General features: G+C 42.9%; 15 protein-coding genes and 2 riboswitches. Of the genes, 9 read left to right on the top strand and 6 right to left on the bottom strand.

Going from position 1 to position 19,476, the window contains the following annotated elements:
* Nucleotides 1-198: 198 nt before the first annotated feature.
* Nucleotides 199-1,833 (bottom strand): phospholipase D family protein, encoded by a 1,635-nt coding sequence (locus ACQKCP_RS05280; RefSeq protein ID WP_427611554.1) that lies wholly within the window; start codon nucleotides 1,831-1,833, stop codon nucleotides 199-201.
* Nucleotides 1,834-2,279: 446 nt separating this feature from the next.
* Here ACQKCP_RS05280 and ACQKCP_RS05275 point away from each other — a divergent pair, with 446 nt between their 5' ends.
* From ACQKCP_RS05275 to ACQKCP_RS05260, 4 genes are all read left to right on the top strand, one after another.
* Nucleotides 2,280-3,554 (top strand): O-succinylhomoserine sulfhydrylase, encoded by a 1,275-nt coding sequence (locus ACQKCP_RS05275; protein ID WP_427611553.1) that lies wholly within the window; start codon nucleotides 2,280-2,282, stop codon nucleotides 3,552-3,554.
* 111 nt (nucleotides 3,555-3,665) lie between these two features.
* Nucleotides 3,666-3,995, top strand: coding sequence for a YbaB/EbfC family nucleoid-associated protein (locus ACQKCP_RS05270; protein ID WP_045445429.1), 330 nt, complete (start codon nucleotides 3,666-3,668; stop codon nucleotides 3,993-3,995).
* Nucleotides 3,996-4,112: 117 nt separating this feature from the next.
* Complete coding sequence (recR, locus tag ACQKCP_RS05265; RefSeq protein WP_427611552.1) at nucleotides 4,113-4,706, top strand: recombination mediator RecR; 594 nt, start codon at nucleotides 4,113-4,115, stop codon at nucleotides 4,704-4,706.
* Between the two features lie 135 nt (nucleotides 4,707-4,841).
* Nucleotides 4,842-6,182 carry a ribonuclease D gene (locus ACQKCP_RS05260; protein WP_427611551.1) on the top strand — a complete coding sequence of 447 codons (1,341 nt, stop codon included), beginning with the start codon at nucleotides 4,842-4,844 and terminating at the stop codon, nucleotides 6,180-6,182.
* A gap of 50 nt (nucleotides 6,183-6,232) precedes the next feature.
* Here ACQKCP_RS05260 and ACQKCP_RS05255 read toward each other — a convergent pair whose 3' ends face one another.
* From ACQKCP_RS05255 to gcvT, 5 genes are all read right to left on the bottom strand, one after another.
* A complete protein-coding gene (locus ACQKCP_RS05255) occupies nucleotides 6,233-6,922 on the bottom strand; it encodes an esterase/lipase family protein (protein WP_427611550.1) in 690 nt (229 codons plus the stop codon).
* A 206-nt stretch (nucleotides 6,923-7,128) separates the two neighbouring features.
* Nucleotides 7,129-10,026: an aminomethyl-transferring glycine dehydrogenase gene (gene gcvP, locus ACQKCP_RS05250; RefSeq protein WP_160021337.1), complete on the bottom strand. Its 2,898-nt coding sequence runs from the start codon at nucleotides 10,024-10,026 to the stop codon at nucleotides 7,129-7,131.
* A 64-nt stretch (nucleotides 10,027-10,090) separates the two neighbouring features.
* Complete coding sequence (locus tag ACQKCP_RS05245) at nucleotides 10,091-10,849, bottom strand: nitroreductase family protein (RefSeq protein WP_160021336.1); 759 nt, start codon at nucleotides 10,847-10,849, stop codon at nucleotides 10,091-10,093.
* Nucleotides 10,850-11,201: 352 nt separating this feature from the next.
* A complete protein-coding gene (gene gcvH, locus ACQKCP_RS05240; RefSeq protein WP_057760766.1) occupies nucleotides 11,202-11,582 on the bottom strand; it encodes a glycine cleavage system protein GcvH in 381 nt (126 codons plus the stop codon).
* A 117-nt stretch (nucleotides 11,583-11,699) separates the two neighbouring features.
* On the bottom strand, nucleotides 11,700-12,881 hold the full coding sequence (gene gcvT, locus ACQKCP_RS05235) for a glycine cleavage system aminomethyltransferase GcvT (RefSeq protein WP_427611549.1): 1,182 nt from the start codon (nucleotides 12,879-12,881) through the stop codon (nucleotides 11,700-11,702).
* 168 nt (nucleotides 12,882-13,049) lie between these two features.
* Nucleotides 13,050-13,198, bottom strand: a riboswitch (glycine riboswitch).
* Nucleotides 13,199-13,267: 69 nt separating this feature from the next.
* A riboswitch (glycine riboswitch) is annotated at nucleotides 13,268-13,407 on the bottom strand.
* Nucleotides 13,408-13,656: 249 nt separating this feature from the next.
* On the opposite strand from gcvT, the gene ACQKCP_RS05230 reads away from it, so the two are divergent.
* The 5 genes from ACQKCP_RS05230 (at nucleotide 13,657) to ACQKCP_RS05210 (ending at nucleotide 19,366) form a co-directional block, all read left to right on the top strand.
* On the top strand, nucleotides 13,657-13,977 hold the full coding sequence (locus tag ACQKCP_RS05230) for a YcgL domain-containing protein (protein ID WP_057760762.1): 321 nt from the start codon (nucleotides 13,657-13,659) through the stop codon (nucleotides 13,975-13,977).
* Between the two features lie 260 nt (nucleotides 13,978-14,237).
* The gene (locus ACQKCP_RS05225; RefSeq protein ID WP_427611548.1) at nucleotides 14,238-14,834 is read left to right on the top strand and encodes a hypothetical protein; all 597 of its coding nucleotides are present in this window, start codon (nucleotides 14,238-14,240) and stop codon (nucleotides 14,832-14,834) included.
* 299 nt (nucleotides 14,835-15,133) lie between these two features.
* Nucleotides 15,134-15,997: an AAA family ATPase gene (locus tag ACQKCP_RS05220; protein WP_057760758.1), complete on the top strand. Its 864-nt coding sequence runs from the start codon at nucleotides 15,134-15,136 to the stop codon at nucleotides 15,995-15,997.
* A gap of 13 nt (nucleotides 15,998-16,010) precedes the next feature.
* Nucleotides 16,011-18,140: a nuclease-related domain-containing protein gene (locus ACQKCP_RS05215; RefSeq protein WP_427611547.1), complete on the top strand. Its 2,130-nt coding sequence runs from the start codon at nucleotides 16,011-16,013 to the stop codon at nucleotides 18,138-18,140.
* A gap of 2 nt (nucleotides 18,141-18,142) precedes the next feature.
* The gene (locus tag ACQKCP_RS05210; RefSeq protein WP_427611546.1) at nucleotides 18,143-19,366 is read left to right on the top strand and encodes a vWA domain-containing protein; all 1,224 of its coding nucleotides are present in this window, start codon (nucleotides 18,143-18,145) and stop codon (nucleotides 19,364-19,366) included.
* The last annotated feature ends 110 nt before the right edge of the window (nucleotides 19,367-19,476 follow it).

The following is a 19,476-nucleotide window of genomic DNA, read 5'->3' as shown; positions in this document are numbered from 1 at the left end:
ATTAAGACGATCATCGTTTGGATAACCGGCCATGGTAAAAACGGCAAATCAAGATATATAAAAGATGATTTGCCGAAACAATAAGTTGGGTGTTTAAAATAGAAGTTTTTGAATAGTACTTTGTTTACTTAATACAACTGAGTCGCAAAACTAAATGTTCTAATGGTCTAGAGCTGTCGAAATTAATAAGCTATATATCTATAATAGCCAGTCAATGGGCAACCAAGACATAATGGTTAGCCAAACATGGTCACCTATATCCACTCGTGGCTCTGAGTCATAGACTACTTTTTCGCCTTTCTCCATGGTATGCCATTGCAGATTGCCATTTTCTAGTAGCTTGACTTCATACGCTTGATTTAATAGATCGTCGCTCAAAGCACCATGCAACTGCCTTGCGAGTTCATCATCATTAATAATCACGCCCATTTCGGTATTGATATTGGCAGAGCGTGGGTCAACGTTGTATGAACCGATAAAGACTTGATAATCATCTACTGCAAACGTTTTTGCGTGCAAGCTGGTCGAAGATTGACTACGTGCTCGCCACAGTTTATTGTCACGTTTTTCTTCAGCAGCGGTCGATTTAAGCTCATATATTTTGACGCCTGAACGAAGCAGGCGAGGTCGCCACTGGCTATAACCAGAATGCACGGCAGTCACATCGGTCGCATCAAATGAGTTGGTTAATATCTTAATATCAACACCAGCTTCAGCCAACTTAACCAATGTATCGACGCCATCTTTGGTCGGTACAAAATAAGAAGAAATAATCGTCAATTTCTTGGTTGGGCTACCAAGCAAGTTACGCAACTGATGAACCAAGTTGGTATCGGCAGGAACTGTTTTGCTTAGTTTACCAACATCATCACTTAAGAACTGCATGTCGGTCCAACGAAAAGGCACACGCTTATTAATCAAGTCACTATCAATCGTAGAGTCTTTGATCGCAGCTTTATAAACCGTCAAGCTGCTGCCTTCGTTGTTTTCTTCATCCAGGCCGAGCTTATCTAAAGCCTTTAAAAAATCAGGCGTAACGTCATTATCAAATTTCGCTAAGGTCTCAATATCGAATGATAAAGGCGATGACCAATAGTCATAAAAACTGTTATCAATATCTGCGACGACTTTACCGATAAGTAAGACATCCAAATCTGCAAATTGGCTGCTTTGGTCATTGCTAAGGTATTCGTTACCGATATTACGCCCGCCGATGATGGTAATTTGCTTATCAAAGGTCATGCTCTTATTGTGCATGCGGCGATTGATACGCGGCAAACCAGTCACATAGTTCAATGTTGGAAACTTACGATGCATCAAAGGATTGATAATACGCACCGCGGTATTGGGATGACTGGCAAAACGTAATAAATGCTGGTCAAACTTGGCACTATTATTAAAATCATCTAACAATAAGCGCACGATTACGCCGCGTTCAGCTGCGTCCCATAAGTCTTTTAACAAAAGCTGACCAGCCTGATCGTTATGCCAAATATAGTACTGTGCATCAATATTGCGCGTGGCCATATCTGTCAAGATGCTACGTGCCGCAAAAGCATTCGCTCCGGTCACGATTGGATGGTAACCAGACAAATCAGGATGAATATCGTTCTGCGCACTAATAGCAGAGACCAAGTCAGTGCTGCTAGTTTTAATCGTCTCACCTTGCGTCGTTTGCTCGTCTGAATATAGCGCCTCTACACGCGCTGATAGTGCTTGGCTTTCCGGTAAATGTGGCTGCTTGGGCAAACTCTGGCAAGCACTAAGACCTAAAGTCAGTCCTAGGGTTAGACTCAACGATAAGCTGCTTGGTTCTATACTGAACATCGACATAACGAATTTACCTTAATGAGCCTAGATGTACTGATAAATAATGATTCTGAGTGTTCAAATCACTCTTGTTAGATGAATTACCAAACTGTTGTTGTATTACGCGTGGCAAAATCTAAATCGTCGCTAAGCTTAGCAGCTGTTGTGATATCTGCCTATTATAAATACGTTATTTTTGTTAGATTTAGCGCACGAAATCATTGTTTTTTAAGTAGTGTTTAATTATATATGTGGCAGATTTTGAGCATTAAAATTGATACATCTTTAGTATTCGAAAATAATATTTAGTGGCCATTTGAAACCAGCTGTGCGGAATAAGTCGACATGATATGATAACGCTGATGAATTCGGTCGATAATCAGAAGAATAAGCAGTCATTTTATTTCAATTAAAAGACCAATCAATAAAGTATTAACCAATAAAATACCAACCAAAGTAATGGAACGTTTATGAGTCAGTCGCAAAACCATGATGAGAGCAGTGTGAACAAGTTAGATCCAAACTGGCGCAACGATGCCTTAGATTTAGGGCTTGATTATGGCATGCAGACCATCGCAGTGCGGGCAGGTCAACACCGTACAGACGAAGGCGAGCATTCAGAGCCTATTTTTACCACCAGCTCTTACGTTTATCGTTCAGCCGCTGATGCTGCTGCTCATTTTGACGGTACAAAAACAGGCAATGTCTACTCTCGTCATACCAATCCAAGCGTGCGTACTTTTGAGCGTCGTTTAGCTGCATTAGAAAACGGTGAACGCGCGGTTGCAACGGCCTCTGGTATGGGCGCTATTTTGACCATGTGCTTGGCATATCTAAAAGCGGGCGACCATTTGCTAGCGGCCAACCAGTTATTCGGCTCATCTATCGGTCTATTCAACAACTATATGGCCAAGTTTGGTGTTGAAGTCAGCTACGTGGATTGCTTCGACAATGAGGCATGGGCCAATGCGGTTCAACCAAATACCAAGGTGATTTATTGCGAAAGCCCAAGTAATCCATTGGCACAGATTTGCGATATCGGTTATTTGAGTCAGCTATGTAAAGCCAATGATATATTACTCGTCGTTGATAACTGCTTTGCGACACCAGCATTGCAGCGCCCATTAGATTTGGGTGCGGATGTGGTCATTCACTCTGCGACCAAATATTTGGATGGTCAGGGTCGAGTATTAGGCGGTGCGTTGGTCGGTAGTGATGAACTGATGCAAGAAGCATTTACCGTGGTGCGCTCAGGTGGTATCAGCATGAGTCCGTTCAATGCTTGGGTATTTACTAAGGGGCTTGAAACGCTTAAATTGCGTATGCAAGCGCATTGCCAAAATGCCAATCAAGTGGCAGAGTTTTTGGTCAATCACCCTAATGTCAGTACTGTGCATTTCTCAGGCTTGAGTGACCATTCTGCGCACGAGCTTGCTACACGTCAGCATCATATGAAGAATGGTTACGGTGCTATCATGGGCTTCGAAGTCAAGGCATCTGATAGCCGTGATACCAAAGAAGCGGCGTGGCATGTGATTGATTCAACCCAAATGGTCTCTATCACCAATAACTTGGGCGATGCCAAAACCACGATTACTCATCCTGCAACCACGACGCATTTCCGCTTAACTGCTGAGGCTCGTGCCGAAGCTGGCGTTAAAGATGGTCTGATTCGTCTATCGGTAGGTCTAGAAGATGTGGAAGATATTATCAAAGACTTGGCACGTGGTTTAGACAGTTTGTAAAGATAACGGTATAATCTGCACTAACGCATTGCATTAACTTTACGTTATTAATTATTCATTACTATACGCACTAGCATAAAATACAAACCATAAATAACAAAAGAGGCAACTATGAACATTCAAGCATTGATGCAACAAGCACAAACGATGCAAAAGAAAGTAGAAGCGAACGTTGAAAACGCTAAGAAAGAACTTGCTAACAAAGAAGTGCAAGCAGAAGCGGGCAGTGGACTAGTTAAAGTAACGATGACTGGTCGTCATGTGGTTAAGCGTTTGACTATTGATCCAAGTCTGTTAGAAGATGAGCCAGATATGATCGAAGATCTTATCGCTGCTGCTATCAATGATGCGGTTCGTCAAGCAGATGCACTATATGAAGAAACGATGGCTGGCGCGACCTCGGGCATGGGTCTGCCACCAGGTATGCAAGGCATGTTTTAAGCATTAAATACTTCATACTGAAGACAAAAATGGGGTTGTTATCGACACGATACGACCCCATTTTTATAGCTACGATTTATAAATTCAGTTAGATAAAGTCAATTAAAGGAAGCTACTTTGCTTACAGCCAAATTTGATCAGCTGGTCAAACAGCTGCGTATATTGCCAGGCGTCGGTCAAAAAAGTGCCCAACGAATGGCGTTACATCTGCTCAGTAAAAAACGCCCACAAGGCATGGCACTCGCCCAAGCACTAGATGAAGCCATGCGTGATATTGTTGAATGTCAGCGTTGCCATAGCTTTAGTGATGAGGCTGTATGTCCGCTTTGCCAAGATGTTAGACGTGATGACAGTCTGCTATGCGTGGTCGAGACGGCAGCAGATGTGATGGCGATTGAACAGACAGCTGGTTACCGTGGTCGTTATTTTGTGTTGGGTGGGCATCTATCGCCAATTGATGGTGTCAGTGCCGATGACTTAAATATTGATCAGCTCGTATGGCGAGTGAAGAAAGAGCCTGTCGAAGAGCTGATATTGGCAACAGGCACGACTGTCGAAGGGCAGACTACGGCGCACTTTATCAGTGAAGCTGTCAGTCGTCATGTCAATAAAGTGACGCGTTTAGCACAAGGCGTCCCGATGGGCGGCGAGCTTGAGTATCTGGATAGTATGACGCTTGGTCAAGCCATGCAAAATCGTTCTTTTTTATAACGTTTTGATTGCTTCAAAGTCTTACCCAATTCATTTCTCGGAATTGTTATAATTACTTTATTATTGTTTATCTTTTAATTTTATTAAGGCGCGGTTTAGCGTTTTATTTTCTCCTATTAATGCAGGTATCTGCCCGTGTCCAATAACGTTTCAAACGCTTCAGCTCAATCAAATGCTTCTGATATCAATGATGGCTCATTACAAGAAGCCGCTAATACTGAGCCAATGTCAGCAGCCACTTCATCTGAGTCAGTGTCTAATACTCCAGATGCTGAGGTGCTAGATATTGATGCACTATTGGATATTGCTGATGACGTTGCTATTACATGGGTACGTAAGCAAGGCGATTTAGATGAGGTTATTGATGCCTTAGCGACTTGTGGACGCGTGGCCTTAGATACTGAGTTTATTAAGCGTGATACTTATTATCCGCGCTTGGCGCTTGTGCAATTAAATACTGGCGATCATGTTTATCTACTGGATGCACCGCAGCTACAACTGGCTGATCTGTGGGAAGCGCTACGCAAAGTAGATGTTGCTATTTGGCACGCTTGCGGCGAAGATTTGGGTATTTTTTATCTATTGTCTGGCTGTCCACCGTTGACCAATATTTTTGATACGCAAATAGCGTTGTCTTATCTGACGGGTCAATTGCAAATGGGGTATCAGCAGGCACTGGCTGATCAGCTAGATATGCATATTGATAAAGAACATAGTCAGTCTGATTGGCTCCAGCGTCCGTTGACAGATGAACAAGAGCAATATGCTATCGATGATGTGCGTTATTTGCCAGCGCTATATCTCAGTATCGAGCATGCGCTTAAGTCTCAAGGTTTATACGATTATGTTTGGGCTGACTGTCAGCTTTATGCCAGTGATTTGTATGACACGCAGCACGTCGAAGATGAAGCGATGTATCTAACGATGGCAGATTATCGCTATAACTCACAGCAAATGGCGATACTCAAAGGTGTGGCTACGTGGCGAGAAGAGCTGGCACGTGCGACCAATCAACCGCGTACCTTTGTGATAAAAAAACAAGCAGTGCGAGAGATTGTCACTGAAAAGCCAAACAGTATGCGCGAGCTGGCACACAAAACGACCATGCACCGTAGTATGCTGCGACTATATGGCGAAGAGCTGCTGAAAATAATCAGAGATGCCAAGAGTCTACCGCCTAAAGAGCATCCAGACTGTCTAGTGCCACCATATCGCTCAAAAAATAAAGTATTATCAAAAGCAGTGCAGCAAGCGATTGATGAGCATGCGCGCGAGATTGGTATACCTGCTAGCGTATTGATGCGTAAAAAATGGCTAGGACAACTGTATGAAGTGGTTGCTCTTGATCAAGACGTGAGCGAACTGCCACAAGGGTTAAAAGGTTGGCGTAACGACTGGGTAATTAAAACCTTAATTCCAGTCATCAAAAAGCATAAAACCGAACTGCAGCAGGGCATGGGTATTCGTGTTCAATAAGGAGTCGTTTAATAAGACGAAAAACTGATACTCAAGTATTCATACAGCTCTTAGCGTTTAAATCGTCCATGCTCTAAAAAGTATCGAGTCTGCTCGGCGACCTCTGGGTTCACTAGCATGCCAGTATGTGAGACTGGCATGATGATATGATCAGCTGCTGCCTCTATCCTCGTCTCCTCGATATATACTGTCCCGTCATGTGCAAGTTGCTCGTTAAGGGGTGGCTTGTCAGATTTGCGCAGTTTGCGATTATGATATTGTAAAAACAGCTGACCTAGACCATAAGGTCGGTTGCCAGCGATGACGCCTAGCATCACGTGTTTGGGCAATGGCGCGACTGTGCCGTCCAGTGCGTCGACATACGAGCGACCTACGACAACAGGAGTCAATCGCCAGATATAATCTGCACAAACACTGCCTATATGCGGTGTCCCTAGAGTCACGCAACGTCCAATTTTCCATTTTGGATACTGAGCGACAAAATCACGAATGATTAAACCACCTAAGCTGTGTCCGACCAAATCTATAGGATGATCTGGGTGATGGTTTGTTTCTAGCCAGCTATTTAGGCGGGCGCTATTGGTTTTGATACCATCACGCATACCACGGTAGCCATACTGACGGGTATCAAATCCTGCTGCTTGCAGGCGCTTGGCTAATGGTCGCATAATCCATGGGGTTTGATGCAACCCATGGATTAGAATAACGCGAATTTTTTGTTCAGGCGCTTTATGTTGCATAGCAGTGTCCAAATGATTGCTTCAGAAATTTAAGATAAATAGCTTATTATCAATATAAGTTTTTATTACATTGAGTTCTTATCGTTTGTTTTATTGATAATATTACCTGCTAACGTAATAGATAAAAAGTCAGCAAAATAAAAACCTCCAAGTCAGTAGCTGACTTGGAGGTTTTTACTACAGAGAATAGCTATCGAAAATGATAATTACATATAGTTTTCGATACTTGGGCAAGAGCACATTAGGTTCTTATCACCATACGCATCATCGACACGCGCGACACTTGGCCAGAACTTGTTTGCACGGATGTATGGCAGTGGGAATGCAGCAGTCTCACGGCTGTAAGGATGCGTCCACTCTTCGCTAGTAATCATAGCTGCGGTATGCGGTGCATTGACTAATGGGTTGTCTTCTAGCGTCCAGTTATCTTCACCAGCTTTGGCTTTCATGGCTTCAGCTTTGATAGACTTCAGCGCACTGATAAAGCGATCTAGTTCTTCTTTTGACTCAGACTCTGTTGGCTCAATCATAAGCGTGCCAGCGACTGGGAAGCTCATCGTTGGTGAATGGAAACCATAATCCATTAAGCGCTTAGCGATATCGCTTTCTGTGATGCCAGTCTCTTCTTTTAGCGGACGAATATCGATGATACATTCGTGAGCCACGCGGCCGTTTTTGCCTGCATACAAGACAGGGTAGTGACCTTTTAGCTCAGCTGCCACATAGTTGGCATTCAGTAATGCCAGCTCCGTTGCTTTTAATAAGCCATCACGGCCCATCATAGCAATATACATCCATGAGATCGGTAAGATGCTTGCTGAACCATAAGGTGCTGCTGATACTGCTGAGCAGTCTTTTTGTGCATTATGTACAGGGCTCAAGGTATGGTTGGCCATAAATGTTGCCAAATGCGCCTTCATACCGATAGGGCCCATGCCTGGACCGCCGCCGCCATGCGGAATACAGAAGGTTTTGTGCAGGTTCATGTGTAATACATCAGCACCAACGTCTGCAGGCTGCATCATGCCTACCTGAGCATTCATGTTCGCGCCGTCCATATAGACCTGCCCACCATGCTTGTGGGTCAAATCACAGATATGACGGATGCCTTCTTCGAACACACCATGCGTCGATGGATAAGTGATCATTAGCGCACCTAGGCGATCGCTGTACTCTTCACATTTGGCAGTTAGATCATCGATATCAACGTTGCCGTTTTCATCAGTTTTGACCACAACCACTTGCATACCCATCATCATGGCAGTAGCAGGGTTGGTACCGTGCGCCGACATCGGAATCAAGCAAACATCGCGATTGGTTTCGCCCAATGACTCATGATAACGGCGAATCGCTAACAGACCAGCATATTCACCAGAGGCGCCAGAGTTTGGCTGCATAGAGACATCATCAAAACCAGTAATGGCTTTTAATTGATCTTGCAAGCTATCGATCATTGCGATATAGCCAGTGACTTGGTCACGCGGTGCAAAAGGATGCACATTGGCAAACTCAGGCCACGTAATCGGTAGCATCTCACTGGTGGCGTTTAGCTTCATGGTACAGCTACCCAGTGAAATCATGCTGCGGTTCATCGCCAAATCTTTGTCTTCAAGCGACTTTAGATAGCGTAGCATTTCATGTTCGGTGTGATGCGAGTTAAATACTGGATGGGTCAAGATGTCATCCGTACGCAGGTGTGCGCTATCTAAAGAGACACGAGCTGTTTCAGGTAGATCGTGTGACTTGTTGACGAATAGCTGAGTCAAGGTGTTGAAGTCTTGTTGATCGCTGGTTTCACTAAAGGCAACGCTCAATTTGGTGTCGCTTAGACGCCATAAGTTATAGCCAACGTTGTCTGCATTTTTGAAAATTTGAGTAGCCAATTTCTCTGAACCACAATCAACCACGACTGTATCGAAGAATTGATCATGTACCACGCTCAAGCTGCTGTCGTTAGATTCTGTGATAGCATCAGCAAACGCAGTGGCAAACGCATGAATACGAGTAGCGATACGTTTTACGCCGCCTGGACCATGATAGACCGCGTACATACCAGCGAGGTTAGCTAGTAATACTTGTGAGGTACAGATGTTTGAGTTGGCTTTTTCGCGGCGGATATGCTGCTCACGCGTTTGTAGAGCCATACGCAGAGCTGTATTGCCTTGTGCGTCTTTCGATACGCCAATGATACGACCAGGTGCTGAGCGTTTGGCTTTATCAGAGAACGCAAAATAAGCGGCATGTGGACCACCGAAGCCCATTGGGATACCGAAACGCTGAGTACTACCTAGCGCTACGTCGGCACCCATATCGGCTGGTGATTTTAATAACACCAAGCTCATAATGTCACTGACGACGCTGACGTAAGTCTTGTTTTCTTTTACTGCACTGATGACGTCTGTTAAGTCTTTAACGTCACCTTCAGCACCGACATACTGGAATAGCGCACCAAAATAGTCGCCAGATTTAGCGGTTTCAAAATCACCAACGATAACTTCCCAACCGAAGTATTTCGCACGAGTGTTAATAACATCTAGCGTTTGTGGATAGACACGCTCGTCGACGAAATACTGCGTTGATTTGCTTTTGCTCACACGCTTCGACATGGCCATTGCTTCTGCAGCGGCCGTTGCTTCATCAAGCAATGACGCACCAGCTAACTCAAGACCAGTCAAATCGATACATACTTGTTGGAAGTTCAGCAGTGCTTCTAGACGACCTTGAGCGATTTCCGCTTGGTAAGGCGTATAAGCGGTATACCAGCCTGGATTTTCGAGCACATTGCGCTGAATGACAGCCGGCATACGAACCGGAGAGTAGCCTTGACCGATATAGCTTTTGTTAACAGTGATGTCATCTGCCATCGTGCGTAGTTTGGCAAGTGCCGCGTGCTCACTCATTGCTACTGGCAAATCCAACTCTTTGTGCAAACGTACCGGCTCAGGCACAGTGTCATTGATAAAGCTTTGCATATCCTTATAACCAACAGCGCTGAGTAGGTCAGCTTGCTTGGTCTCGTTCGAACCTAAGTGGCGATAGACAAATTCAGCTTCGTTGAACAATCCTTGAAAGGTATCAAACGATGGGTTTTGAGAGATAGTCATGACAATCCTTGGTTAAGGGAGTAATAAACAAAATAGCAATTAAGGGAATAGTGTGAGCCGTACGTTATACGTAATGCACAAACTGTTTTTGATCAAAACGGAACTGGGTATTGTAAACGCCATTGTCAGCACGTTCACCTGCGCCAATCATCATAATGATATGCTGATCGTCGCCTAAGCCTAGTAGGCGTTTCATAGCAGGCTCATCGAAGCCGCCCATAGCACAGCTATCAAACCCATGAGCGCGTAGTGCTAGCATGAGGTTTTCAGCGGCAAGTGCGGTGTTATTAGTTGCCCAGTTTTTGGTGTCTTCAAAGGTATAGTAAGGCGATTTAATTGGGCCTTTTACGCGTCTGACCACTTGCGTTGCGCCCCATTTCGCAGCCGAAACCACGTTGGCTGGGCCGCGCAAGAAGTCCATCGTGACGACTTTGTTGTAGTAGTCTTTCACTTTCTTTGGCACTGGCTGATCAGGGTATTCGCGCAATACTTGCTTAGCGTGATCGTGCCAAACATCAGTACGAGCAACGATGGCAATCAAACGGGCTGATGTTTTTGCTGCGTTTTGATTCATGCAGTTTTTGACGGCACGTTTACGGTTGTCAGCATCATCGATAACATAAAACTCCCACGGCTGTAGGTTGCTAGAGTTTGGTGCTAGCATGGCCAACCGCAGACAGTCTGCCAATACATCGTCAGGGATAGGTGTGTCAGTAAAACGGCGCACGGAACGGCGTGACTCTACGATATCGCGGAAGGCTTGTAGCTGCGGCGTATGGTTTGGTGTGGCAATGGGGTCTTTATTATCGGTGTTGGCATTCATATTAGGATCCATGCTGAGAATTGGGTTATCAGTTTGCGTCGTTATTGATAGCACGTATTCACTGGGATTCGAATAGGTGATCAATACGAGTCAATGAGATAACGCTTGGTAGCAATAACATCGGACGATAATGATTGTTGGAGATCTACATATAAAGCTGCTTTCAAATAACAAGCATGGTCAATGAGCCAATACTTTTCATGAGAAAGGTTTTTAAATCGTTTAAATAGAGAGTATAGATACCAGCTGCTGCCAGTATCTATGATGTTTGGTCGAGGCTAGTGCTTTGTACGAGCTAAAGTCTTACAAGTGCTAATGTCTTGCGAGAGCATGATTAGCTTACGTGCTTAGCTTATAAGTCGCTTTCGTACTCGTCAGCAGTCATTAGTGCTTCGTAATCAGCGATGTTGTCAGGCTTCATTCTGAAGAACCAACCTTCGCCGTATGGGTCAGAGTTAATGATTTCAGGATCATCTTCTAGTGCTTCGTTGATAGCGATCACTTCACCTGAAATAGGAGCATAAACGTCAGAAGCGGCTTTTACTGATTCAACAACTGAGATTTCGTCATCGACAGCAATGATATCGCCCACATCTGGCAGCTCAACAAATACCACATCACCCAATAGATCTTGAGCATGGTCAGTGATACCAACAGTGATTGTACCGTCGTCTTCTAGGCGTAGCCACTCGTGACTCGCAATATATTTTAGCTCTGCTGGGATGTTGCTCATGGTCTCTCTCCTAAGTGATAGAGGTTAATTAACAAAAATAATGGAGGCTGGGCGTATCGTCACTTTTATAATCATGTGTAAAATGACAACGCGCTCTAATGATAGAATTTATAAGACCTAAGAGTCAAACTGTTGCTTGCCGTTGCGGACAAAAGGTAGCTTCAGTACGCGTACATCGACGAATTTACCTTTGCCGCGTAGATCGACTTGTACGCTGTCATCTTCTGATAAGCTGGCAGGCACACGGGCAATTGCGATTGAATTTTTTAGGCTAGGGGAGAATGTACCACTGGTGATAATGCCAGTTTGCTCATTGTCAGTGCCTTGATTGATAGTTACTGTCATGCCTTCACGCAATACGCCACGCGTGGTCAATAGTAGACCCACTTGCTTCATAGCGGTGTTGTCTTCTTTTGACTGCTTACGTTTGCTGACCAATGCTTCGCGGCCAACAAAGGCGCGGTCGTCTTTGAGCGCTAGCGTCCAGCCCATGTTGCATTCATAAGGGCTGATGGTCTCGTCCATGTCATGGCCATAAAGGTTCATGCCCGCTTCCATACGTAAGGTATCGCGTGCGCCAAGACCAGCAGGTTTGATGCTATTTGCTTTTAGCTGCTCAAAGAAAGCCGGGGCATCATCAGCATGCATAATGACTTCGACGCCATCTTCACCAGTATAACCAGTACGAGCCACAAACCAATCAGTGCCTTCGATATCGGTCAAGTCAGCACCAACGAAAGGTTTTAGTCCTGCTAAGGTATCTGCCCAGCTTGGTTTGGCCTGAGCCAGTTTTGCAATAGCATTTGGCCCTTGCACGGCGAGCATAGCCAGCTCAGGACGCTCGGTAATCTCAATATTGAAACCTTCGGCGACTTTATTAAACTGTGTTAAGTCCTTGTCACGAGTGGCTGCGTTAGAGACGATACGGTACTCAGTTTCTTCTGCATTCATGAGGTAGACGATCAAATCATCGATGACGCCGCCTTGCTCGTTGAGCATGCCAGAGTACAGCGCTTTACCAGCGGTAGTGAGTTTGTTGACATCGTTTGCGAGCAGTTTTTGTAGCCATGCTTTGGTATCAGCGCCTTTGATATCAGTCACAACCATATGTGAGACATCAAACATACCTGCATCTGTACGTACCGCTTCGTGCTCTTCGATTTGTGAACCGTAATGAATTGGCAATTCCCAACCAGAAAAATCGACCAGTTTGCCCTCACTATCAATATGAGACTGGTAAAAAGGGGTGCGCTGAGGAGCTTGGTTGCTGCTAGAGTCTTGAGAATGGGTATCAGTCATAACAAATCCTTATGTGTACATCAGTCGTACTCGGTAGAGTAAGGAGTGATGCGCAACGTAAAAGTAGCGAGAAGCAATATTGCAAGGTGCAAATATCACATCAAAGGGTGACACAGAAAGCAAAGATGAAGACGTAAGCCAAACAGACGCTATACGTCAGTTTGAGCTAAAGCCCTATCTGTCCTGTGACCTGAGATTTTCAACACGAATCATCATTCTTGGGCAGTTATATGAGCCCTATCGTCGATGATAGCGTATTTTCTCCCCTTCGGTGGGTAAGACGTCGTCCGTTCTTACCACTCTCCAGATTTGTTATGCCTTATGTTTGATAAAAAAGTAGTGCGCTATTAGCGCCATATTACTAAACATTATCAAACAACAGTGACATGCGTTTTTCAGTCCTTTTACCTGAGCGATTGGCAGGGTAGATGCGCCTTCGGTGGTTATCTAGCAATTGCGATAGTTGTATAACCAATAGGGTTCAATACAAAAAAGATGCTGATAAACTCTCTCCTGAAAAACGCTTTTATTATGAAAGGTTCAAAGCGCTTTTACAAGTCATCAAGGCCATTAAAATAAATAAATTTGGCAAAAATGATGTTTTGATAGGGCAGTTTGTCAAATAGGTTATGTTTTACAACGATATTTTTATCGCTCATATCAGCGTTTTATCTGTGTCTCTTGACAAAAATTACGATAGCAAAACGCAAAGCGACTACTGGTATTTGCCTGAAATATGCTAACCTACGCCCATAGTTTCTGATAGGTGGTTTTTATGCATTGCGATATTTATAAATTTCCCAAACATGACGACATGTATATCTACATTGCGCGTCCTGATTATCCTGATGATACTGATGAAATCAAAGACTGGCTTGGTGTATTACCAAAAGATTTCCGTGCAGGTTTAGGCCGTAGTAAGTTCGTCATGCATTTGGACTTGTCGACTAAAGATAAGCTCGCTCGTGTTGATAAAGAAGAAGTATTGGCAAAACTGCAGTCTCAAGGTTACTTTGTGCAGTTGCCGCCGCAAGATGTCATGCGCCGCCAAGCAGAGCTGCGCGCTCGTGAATCGCAGGACAGCATCTACAATTAATAGATTTGTCAGCAAGTAAGTGTGGTAGGACATATCAGTACGCTACCTTAAAATAGCGTCGATAAAAACCTACGACACACTTGCTCACATGCATTTGAGTAGAGAGTCGTGATAAACTGACACCCTACGCAAGGTACATATAAGCCTACATAATGCATAAGTTCATTATGTCGTTGGCCTCATTCTGGTTCTACAGAACGCACATATACCGCTAGACACAGATTGTGTCACCGGCGATAAACGCAGGTAAATAAACACGCATGGACTGGTTAAAAAATATCTTACATAGCTTGCCGCTAGAGTCTATCAGTGACATTCTCGGTGAGATTGCCATTTGGTGGGGCCAAATGGTAAAGGATGTCCCGCCCGCTGATTTGCCGATGTATGCTTATCTGGGCGGTGCTGTTTTGGTGCTAGTACTATGGATACTCGTTGCTCGTGTACTGCCAAAACCATTGGGCGGTATGAGCTGGATGGTTCTGTTTGCGGTATTACTAGCACCAGGTACAGCGCTTGGCGATCCGAGCGAGCTTGCACCAGCCAGCATTAGCGTTGTCTATGCTGTGATGATGAAAGATTACGCAGGCGCGGTTGCCAACATGTTGCCGATATTGGTGATACTGGTCGCAGGGCTGTTTGTTGGTTTTGTATGGCAGTTGATACGCAGCGCATTTGCATCAAGCTTGGATAAAGCCCGTAGCCGCAGCGCAGAAGATACGCAGGCCACATTGCAAATGACCACAGGCAGTTATTTGCCAGAAGGCACTACCGTAACCGAACAGCCTGACACTAATGTAAGCTTAAAAAAAGACAGTACATTGGCTAAAAAAACGGATAGCGATACGTCTGATAAGTGATAAAAATAGGCTAGGCATTAAGATAGTACTATTGTTTTAGAATTTATTTGATACCCGAATAAAAAGACACCGCTGCGTGTCTTTTTTTGTGTCAGTTCGATTATTAGTCATATAAATAATTGCTCACTATGAATTGCACATAACAATTGTTAATAAAAGCGAACGCATGAGTATTTTGGCAATGCATCAGGCTGTGCTAATCTAATTTATTCTTTACTAATTTATCCTTTATTATTCATTTATGTTTTAGACCTATCCCTTTATAACAACTTATCTATAACAACAATCGAGATCTGATTATGACCACAGCTGACAATACCAAGCAAAACTTTACTGGTACCAGTAGTTATATTGCTACCGATGATTTGCAACTGGCCGTAAATGCCGCTATGACCTTACAAAAGCCATTGCTGATCAAAGGTGAGCCTGGCACAGGTAAGACGTTGCTTGCCGAAGAAGTTGCTGAGAGTTTGGGCATGCCACTGATTACTTGGCACGTCAAATCGACGACTAAGGCTGAGCAAGGACTGTACGAATACGATGCAGTATCGCGCCTGCGGGATTCACAGTTGGGTGATGATAAGGTCTATGACATTGCCAACTATATCAAGCCGGGCAAGCTGTGGGACGCTTTTACCAGTACAGAGCGTAGCGTACTACTGATTGATGAGATTGATAAAGCCGATATCGAGTTCCCAAATGATTTGCTACATGAGCTTGATAAGATGTCTTTTTATGTTTATGAGACGGGCGAGACTATTACAGCGGCGCAGCGTCCAGTAGTTATTATTACCTCAAACAATGAAAAAGAGCTGCCAGATGCGTTTTTGCGTCGTTGCTTTTTCCATTATATCGACTTCCCAGAAGAAGAAACCATGCGCCAAATTATCGAAGTGCATTTTCCAGACATTCAAGAAAAACTGGTCAATGATGCATTGGATATCTTCTATAAGCTGCGTGGTATTCAAGGTCTTAAAAAGCCACCATCAACGTCTGAGTTGGTCGATTGGTTAACCTTGTTACTTGCTGATGATATGGCTCAGGACGAATTAGAAGAAAATCTGCGCGGTGAGAAATCTATCCCGCCACTATATGGTGCGTTGCTCAAAAACGAGGCAGATGTGAGTTTATTACAGCGTTTTGCCAATATGATGCGTCGTTAAAAGGAAAAGTACATTGTATTTCGATGAGCAGTTTAACGCTTTCGTTTTAGGAAGTAGTAATGATGAATCATTATTAAATACACTTGATGTGTTGCTTTTTAAAAGTAGTACTTCAAGTAAGTTTAATAGCGTATCTGATAAGTTGGATGACTTTTGGAGATCTAACTTTATAGAAAACGTGACAACGGAGCAGATGAATAGTGAGAGTTTTATTCTTGCTCTAAGTCAATATATTCGTTCAACATCAATTAATAAAGACATAGTGATCAAGTTATTAGAATGCAATCGAAACAGTGTAGTCAAAGCAATACGTCAGTCAGGCATCATTGCGAACGCTGACCATTGTTCTTGGGTAGTTTTGAGCGAGATAGATAATCAGACTGATTTGTTAGAGTTCAAGGAGTTTCTACTTACAGTTGAATACATACAACTACAGTATCAAGAACGTTGTAATGCTTATAAAGAGCTTAAGAATCAAACACAGTTTGACCAAGTAACTGCTATGATATTTAGCAGTTTATATGCTTGTGAGTATTTGATACTAAGTCCAAAAAGTATAGATAATCTTTATACCAAAATCCCTTATCAATATGGTGTTGAAGAATATATACCAGTTGAAAATGTATGGAAAGCGTTCAATCACATTATTACTAGTGCTAACATTCAAAAAAAGGAATTCACAGAAAAAACATTAGCGTTAATTTTTAAAGGTACTATGATGCCTTTTGTATTAGGTCAAAATTTAAATGATAAGCTTATAACTAGTTATGATAGTTTTAAAAGAATGGTAGCTTGTCAGATTGAGATTAATTTGTATCGAGATCAAGTTATAGACTCTTATTGTTTTGATTTAGAGACAAATTACCATTTAGAGAATAATCAACTAAAGCTTAAATCTAGTAGTAAAGAACCTGATTTATTTTCAGATAAGCTAACTATTTTATCTATTTATTGGTTATACAGAGGTTTTAATTCTTTAGAAAAAAGCCCTTATCTTATTCAGTTAGATAAAGGAGTTAATTTCAAAGCAAATCTAGAAGCTTTAGCAAAAACGCAAGGTATTATTTTACAGTTAGAAGAAGTGTATGGAATTAAGAAAGCTGACTTTGGCGAAGTATATGATTTATCTACTTTGATATTCACTATGCTAATGATTCAGGCTCATTTTGAATATAATTTTGTTCAACCATTTAAAGATATGGCTCGTAATGCCGAAATGCATCCTTTCATAGCATTGGAAAGGTTAGCGATAAAAGGATTCTCTGAAGGTAAAGATAGAATGCCTTTAAATCATGCAAAAATGAAAGATAAAGCTATTAGCATGTCAGATTGGATATTAGAAGGTAGCGGAAATTCAAAAAAGAGAGAGATGAGCCGTATTTTGGATTTTTGGTCGCAAGATTTGCGAGAAGGCGAAAGCTCTTCTTATGGGGAAAAATCTTTTTATAAGCTTGATGGTTATATGTTTTCACTGCCATGGGTGACTTTTCAAAAGAACTTCAATACAGCCACCATAAATACTTTTAGAAAATTATATAAAAACAGAGCCAGTTTGAAATCTGAAACAGACTTAATGGAGCAAAATTTAGCTGGGTTATTAGCTAAATGTAAAGGCAGAGTCTACAGTCAGTATGAGCCTTCAGAGTCTGGAGTAGGTGAAATAGATGCGATCGTAGTATCGGAAGATAAGATTTTAGTTATTGAGCTTAAATCTACTTATGTAAAAAGTAGCGTTAAAGAGATATATGAGTACAGAAATTTTGTATTGAAAAAAGCTGCGTACCAATTATCACGCAAGTCTGAATATGTTAGAGATGTTTTTTTGCCTAGCTTAGGACTCGATAGTTCTCAATTTAGTATTCATTCGTGGATTGTAGACACTACTTTAGAGTTTGACCATGAATATATTGATGGTTTCTTAAAAGTATCTTTTGAGGAGTTGGTGATTATTCTAAACGGACATAAACAGTATCTTTCAAATATGATGGATAACGATAACACTAATAAAAATCCTCTTAGCGGTTATGAAGAGAATTTAGAGGCACTGATTGAAAGTGTTGAGGGTAATACTTTTTGGACTACTAATTTATCGCTTATAAGTTCAATTCAAGAGTCAAATAATGCTTCTCCACTAAAGGCATAATTATGTTCATAAAATTATTCTATACCTTGCGTACTTATGGCGTGCCAGTCAGTACGCGCGAGCTGCTCGATCTCAATGCCGCGTTAGATAAAGGGCTGATGATGCAGACGCATCCTGAAGATCCAGCACTGACTACTTTTGCCAGCCGCGAAGATATGTATCGGCTGATTCGACTGTGCATTGTCAAAGACGAGCGCCATTTTGATAAGTTCGATCGGGCCATGGCGGATTATTTTGAAGGTGTCGATAGTCTCGATATGGATGAGCTATTAGCCAAGCTAACGGACGTGCCCAAAGAGTGGCTAGATTTAAAGCTCGATCCAAAGAATCTGACCGAAGAGCAAAGACGATTACTGAAAAAGTACGGCTCGCTTGAAGAGCTGATGAAGGCGTTAGAGGAACGGTTAAAAGAGCAAAAAAAGCGTCATCAAGGTGGTAGTAAATGGGTAGGCACGGGCGGCACTTCGCCATTTGGTGCCTATGGTGACCATCCAGAAGGTGTACGTGTCGGTGGTGAGTCTCGCAAACGTAGCGCAGCAAAAGTCTGGGAGCAGCGTAAATATCGCAATCTCGATGACGACAATCAGCTCGGTACACGCCAAATTCAAATGGCGCTACGCAATCTGCGTCAGTTTGCACGGACCGGTAGTGCTGATGAGCTCGATATTCATGAGACGATTAAGCGTACGGCAAAAAAGGGTGTGCTCGATATACATATGCAGGCAGAGCGCCGTAACCGTGTCAAAGTGCTGATGTTGTTTGATGTGGGTGGCAGTATGGATATCCATGTCGAAGCGCTCGAAAAACTATTTTCTGCGGCAAAAAACGAATTTAAAACCTTAGAGTTCTTTTATTTTCATAACTGTTTGTATGACTATGTGTGGAAGGACAACAATCGTCGCCATAGTGCGCCGATGCCAACGTTTGAGCTGCTCAATAAATATGGCCGAGAGTATCGTGTTATCTTCGTCGGTGATGCATCGATGTCGCCTTATGAGCTGATGACAGTAGGCGGCAGCGTAGAGTATATGAATAATGAAGCAGGCATCGTATGGCTGAAGCGCGTACTTGAGCATTTCGATAAAGTAACTTGGCTCAACCCTGAAAACCCGTCGTATTGGCAATATACGCAAACCATCGTTGAAATTAAAAAACTGTTTGAAAATAAAATGTATCCGATGACATTACATGGTGTTGAAGAAATGACTCAATATATGGCGCGGTAGTATTAGTCTACATTTGGACGAGTCATATGAAAAAAGCACTTAAAGCGACATTATCGTTTTAAGTGCTTTTTTATTGAGTATAATTCCAATTTTGAGGAGGTATATTAGCG

Origin of the sequence: Psychrobacter sp. NPDC078631 (assembly GCF_050268165.1) — a bacterium.
Taxonomy (GTDB): domain Bacteria; phylum Pseudomonadota; class Gammaproteobacteria; order Pseudomonadales; family Moraxellaceae; genus Psychrobacter.
This window is presented reverse-complemented; position numbering and strand designations above follow the sequence as displayed.